Here is a 4942-nt window from a genome sequence, read left to right as displayed (position 1 = left end):
TTATCGCCCAAACTGGTTAAATTTTAACAGTGACATCTACCCTGCCAGATAGGGAATTAACGCCGTTTTAAGTTCACCTTTAGGAACAGCAACATCAACACCACGCTCTTTCGACCAATTTAAAGTCTTAGCAAGCTGCTGATAATAGACATCCATCATTCCGATTCGTTTTTGAATACGCAACTCAAGGCGTTTTTTAGCGTCACCCTCAGCGGAACGGTTTTCTTTACTCATTGAAACGATTTTAGTTTCATTCAACGACAGCAATTTTTGTAGCAGTTCGACCTGCTGAGCAAGAGTGACATCCAGCCCCTCTTTTTTATCTGACGATAGCTGTGAAAAAATCTCTTCGCGTAGGCCCTGGTTCTTACGCCTTAAGATATCTTCAAGAAAGGGTTTTTCAGCATCATGCGCCGTTTCTAATGTTGCTAGATCGAGCATTAACTGATCTTGTACTTCTGCGATTTTCTCAACGCTCTGCGCATAACTTCCAAATGCGACAAACGCCAACATTAACAATAGACAACGCCAAACCTTCATCATATTAATTCCTATCACTGTCTAAATTGACCCTATAAATAGTAGTAAACAGAATATGGATAACAAGCATTTAAACGTATGTTATGTTAAAAATTCGCAAATTATCAGCCTGCTTCTAATATTTGAGAGTTCCAATCCCCTCTTATGACCTGTAGAGTACGCATCCAACAAAGAACAACAGCCAATATCTTCATTCGAGCACAGCACTAAAGCGCCCTAAATACGATGTTGGCTCACAGCAAGAGAGCATAAAAATGAACAACGAACTTGATATTATTGAGTCTCTAGAAGAACTAGAGCAATTCCTAATTTCAGTGGAAGCTGGCGGTTTAGGCCTTGAAGGCGTTGAAGGTGTAGGCATGGCAACCAATAATTCAGATGGTCGTCACTTCGTTGCTGTATTCAATAGCAGCCATAAAGTTCTGCTTGCTCGCTGGATCACCAAAGAGGTGTTTGATAACGGTAAAGACTTGGTACGTAACGGCCCTCGCCGCACTCACTAAGCCTTTCCAATAGCACCAATGATTAAAGCCCAACACGTTCACTGACGATCTGTTGGGCTTTTTTGTATCGTCTGTCCCGTCCTGATAGTTAATAAACCACTCAATACAGAATAATTAGCGATAACTTTCAGTTGTTGTGAACTTTAGCTACAGCTCAATGTCGTATTCGCGTGAATTGGTGTTTATGCGTCTTTTATCGTGTATCTGCCGTTTCCCGCATTTATACATAGTTTCACTTTAACCATTTTATGACTTGTGGCACGAAGAGAACTTATCTAAGCTAACCACAATTCAATGAGCTTGCTTTAACGACTAACAGATTTGATTACTGACTAATTTGCTGAACACATCGCTACTTTTCTTATCCACACAGAACCGCCGACAAAAGCATTCGCTTTGGGCGCTCTTCCTTACCGGACTGGTTATCGTAACTTGTCTGGCGAGCACTCTGGCCGTCAAGAAAGTATCGTTATCTGCATCCGCTAATGGCCAATCAGTCCTAGTTGGCACACAAACTCATACAGAAACCAGTAATCCCCAAACCAACATCGCTTCTTCAGAAAAAATGGCTGCTCTATACGCCAGCGTTTTCGGCTTAGAAGCCTCAAAAATGTTAACGTCCCCCAATTCAAATTCATGCAGCCTAAGTTCGAAAATGCTGACCTTTGCCGCACCTAAAACGGGCTGGCTGATCCCTTTCGTTCTGATGATTGCTGTTGCATTCAACTTATCTCCGCACATCTCGAGATTATCCGGAGACAATCATCGCTCTACTCGACCGACAAAACACCGATTGCATCTAAAGCACTGTATATTTAGAGAGTAAATAACCGGGCTACTACACCCTTTTATTTATTTTTTGGAGATACATTTGTGTACAACACACTACTAACTAAGTTTGTCGATTCGTTGGCATTCTGCATGCGCACATGCGCAAAAGCTTTCGTCACTGCAATCTTAGTCATGACGTCATTTACCGCCCTGGCTCAAACCACGGGCTGGATAAGCGTGCCTGAGCATCCGCCAGTTAAGATGCGAATGATGTCGACGGGTGAACAGTCGGATAACGGCGGTACCGTTCAAACTGTATTGGACGTTACACTCGACGGTGACTGAAAAACCTATTGGCGCAGCCCAGGTGAAGGTGGCATTCCGCCAAGCTGGGACTGGTCTGATTCAACTAATATAGAGTCTGTAGATTGGCATTGGCCGATCCCTAAATACTATGAACAACTTGACGTGATGACGTTAGGTTACAAAAAGCACGTAAGCTTTCCTGTCACCCTAACGTTGAAAGACAAAACGCAACCTGCTGTATTTAAGGCTTCTCTCTCGTTCCCGTCGTACACCAATATTTGTGTTTTGACTGACTATGACATCGAACTCCCTATCGACACGCAGCAATTGCAGTTCGATGAAGAAGCGATGTTCTTGTTCAACCAAGGCATGAGCCAATCTCCAAGAGAAGCGAACCGGACTTCAGTGAACGGTCTATTTTGGGACAAAAGCAAGCAACAACTGGTCACTCAACTAAACAGTAACGAAGGCTGGGATAAGCCGATGGTGTTGATCGATGGCAAAGAAGTCATCGATGATTTCTTTGCTCAACCAAGCGTCCACATCACAGACAATACGATGACCGCGGTATTTGACGTCAGCAACTGGATAGGCGAAGTCGACTTAACGGATCGCACCGTTAGTGTCACCGTTTCAGACACTAATTTTGCCGAAGAAATGACGGCTCAAGTCGGCTCAAAACCTATTGCTTATCAAGCAAGTAACAACGGTTTTCTTGCAATGATCGGCTTTGCTTTGATTGGTGGTTTAATCCTCAATATTATGCCGTGTGTGCTGCCTGTATTAGGAATGAAGCTAAACAGCATCATTCAAAACCAAGGCGCATCTAATCGTCATATCCGACTCTCATTCTTAGCTTCTGCGTCAGGTGTCATTACATCATTTGCACTCCTAGCCCTTGGCATGACCGTTCTAAAAATGGGTGGCAATGCGATTGGTTGGGGAATCCAGTTCCAAAATGTTTGGTTCATCGGGTTCATGCTGATCATCACTTTGCTGTTCTCGATTAATCTACTTGGGTTATTCGAATTCAGACTACCATCAGGTTTAAACACTTGGATGGCAACCAAAGGCGATGACTCACATTCAGGCCACTTTATTCAAGGCATGTTTGCGACGCTGTTGGCAACGCCGTGTAGTGCTCCGTTCTTAGGGACCGCAGTTGCTTATGCACTTGGGGCAAGCTACCAAGAGTTGTGGGCTATCTTTATCGCACTCGGCATCGGTATGAGTGCACCTTGGTTGATTTTCGCGCTGTTCCCGAGTCTTACAAAACTGCTTCCAAAACCTGGGGCATGGATGTTCAGAGTTAAGCTGGTATTTGGCTTAATGATGTTCATTACCAGTCTATGGTTAGCAAGCCTAATGAGCCCATTCATTGGTAAATTCCCGACGATCCTGTTGTCACTGTTTATCGTGATTACAGTATTGATTTGGATTGGCCGTAAGTTGGGCCGCAAGGTACTTATTCCTATCGTCGCAACCACAACCTTGGTGTTTGGTGCTGCATTGATCGTCGGTAGTGTCACCGCTGATAACTGGGCGACACCGATTGTTGACGATCTCGATTGGCAAAAGCTAGATGCAAAACAAATCCCTCAATTGGTTGAGCAAGGCAAAACGGTATTTGTCGATGTGACCGCTGAGTGGTGTATTACCTGTAAGGCCAACAAGATCGGCGTCATTCTCCAAGACCCTGTCTACAGCCACCTGCAGCAAGAAGACATTGTTTTGATGAAAGGCGATTGGACAACACCAAGTGAAAGCGTCACTCAATACCTACAAAGTAATGGTCGATTTGGTGTGCCATTTAATATCGTCTACGGCCCAAGCTATAGAAGCGGTATTCCACTGCCTGTCATTCTCGACAGTGACACTGTCGTTCAAGCCATCGACGCTGCGAGATAATAGATGAAGACTCCCAACAATAAAGATAAATCTAGCACGACTGAAGACAGCGCTGTAAAAGGTGATACCAAAAAGCCAAGTCGTCTTAAGAAGTGGGGAAAGGAACTGGTTTCAATGATATTGATCGTTGGCGTGGTTTCATTTGCCATGGACTTTTATCACAGCAGAAGCATGCCTCAGGGCGATGCGATTCCAATTGTGGGTCAATCGCTCCAAGGCGAAGATATTGATGTTATCGAGCTAAGCAAAAATGGTAAGCCAGTCATTGTCTATTTTTGGGCGACTTGGTGTGGTGCCTGCAAATTTGTAAGCCCGACGGTTAATAGCTTCAGTGATTCCCATCAGGTGGTTTCGGTCGCTCTATCGTCTGGTCCAGACGAACGTGTCCAGCGCTACTTGGATGCAAAAGAGTATGACTTCCCTGTTATCAATGATCTTTCTGGGTCAATCAGCAGAAGTTGGGGAGTCAATGTCACGCCAAGTATTGTCATCATCAAAGATGGAAAGATTAGCAGTATCGCAACCGGCGTTACATCCCCTATCGGCCTGTGGTTAAGAACCTACTTTGCCTAAATCGCTCGCAAAGAAAAACAGAGCAAAACTAAGTGAATAAACCGACTCAGCCAGTTTAACAAACAATATTAATGTGAGCGCAACCTAATAAGCGCTCACGATTATCACGAATTTGAGAAAAGACAATATGAAAAAGCATCTGATAAGCGCACTGATTATAGGCTCATTAATGAGTACTAATGCCTTCGCAGAATTAAACAAAGAACAAACTCAACAACTTGAAGAAATTAATCAATTCCTGAAGGAAAATCCATCGACGATCTCTGGATTGCATACCAGTTTAGAGCGGCGTTGTTGCCTAAATCAATTGAACCTTTTTCGAGTCCTGCGATCTGATCCTT

General features: G+C 43.9%; 3 protein-coding genes and 3 pseudogenes. 4 read left to right on the top strand and 2 right to left on the bottom strand.

What is annotated here, in order from left to right:
• Nucleotides 1–54: 54 nt before the first annotated feature.
• A pseudogene (locus tag ACED46_RS21380) lies at nt 55–543 on the bottom strand (mechanosensitive ion channel family protein); the annotation flags it as partial.
• Nucleotides 544–794: 251 nt separating this feature from the next.
• On the opposite strand from ACED46_RS21380, the gene ACED46_RS21375 reads away from it, so the two are divergent.
• Entirely contained in the window at nt 795–1043 is a 249-nt protein-coding gene (locus tag ACED46_RS21375) for a hypothetical protein (protein ID WP_017062732.1), read from the top strand.
• 516 nt (nt 1044–1559) lie between these two features.
• Here the strand turns inward: ACED46_RS21375 and ACED46_RS21370 are convergent.
• The gene (locus ACED46_RS21370) at nt 1560–1769 is read right to left on the bottom strand and encodes a hypothetical protein (RefSeq protein ID WP_371722397.1); all 210 of its coding nucleotides are present in this window, start codon (nt 1767–1769) and stop codon (nt 1560–1562) included.
• 195 nt (nt 1770–1964) lie between these two features.
• Here ACED46_RS21370 and ACED46_RS21365 point away from each other — a divergent pair.
• The 3 genes and pseudogenes from ACED46_RS21365 to ACED46_RS21355 form a co-directional block, all read left to right on the top strand.
• Nucleotides 1965–4028, top strand: a pseudogene (locus ACED46_RS21365) (protein-disulfide reductase DsbD family protein).
• Nucleotides 4029–4031: 3 nt separating this feature from the next.
• A complete protein-coding gene (locus ACED46_RS21360) occupies nt 4032–4601 on the top strand; it encodes a protein disulfide oxidoreductase (RefSeq protein WP_371722396.1) in 570 nt (189 codons plus the stop codon).
• 127 nt (nt 4602–4728) lie between these two features.
• Nucleotides 4729–4942 (top strand): annotated as a pseudogene (locus ACED46_RS21355) (hypothetical protein); the annotation flags it as partial.

Source organism: Vibrio sp. 1S139, assembly GCF_041439475.1.
In the GTDB taxonomy this organism is placed as follows: Bacteria; Pseudomonadota; Gammaproteobacteria; order Enterobacterales; family Vibrionaceae; genus Vibrio; species Vibrio crassostreae_C.
Note: the sequence above shows the minus strand (reverse complement) of the source record. Positions and strands in the feature narration are given on the sequence as shown.

Bases quoted from the DNA above. Each gene is read 5' to 3' on its own strand.
- ACED46_RS21375 (WP_017062732.1), top strand. From the start codon at position 795: ATGAACAACGAACTTGATATTATTGAGTCTCTAGAAGAACTAGAGCAA.
- ACED46_RS21360 (WP_371722396.1), top strand. From the start codon at position 4,032: ATGAAGACTCCCAACAATAAAGATAAATCTAGCACGACTGAAGACAGC.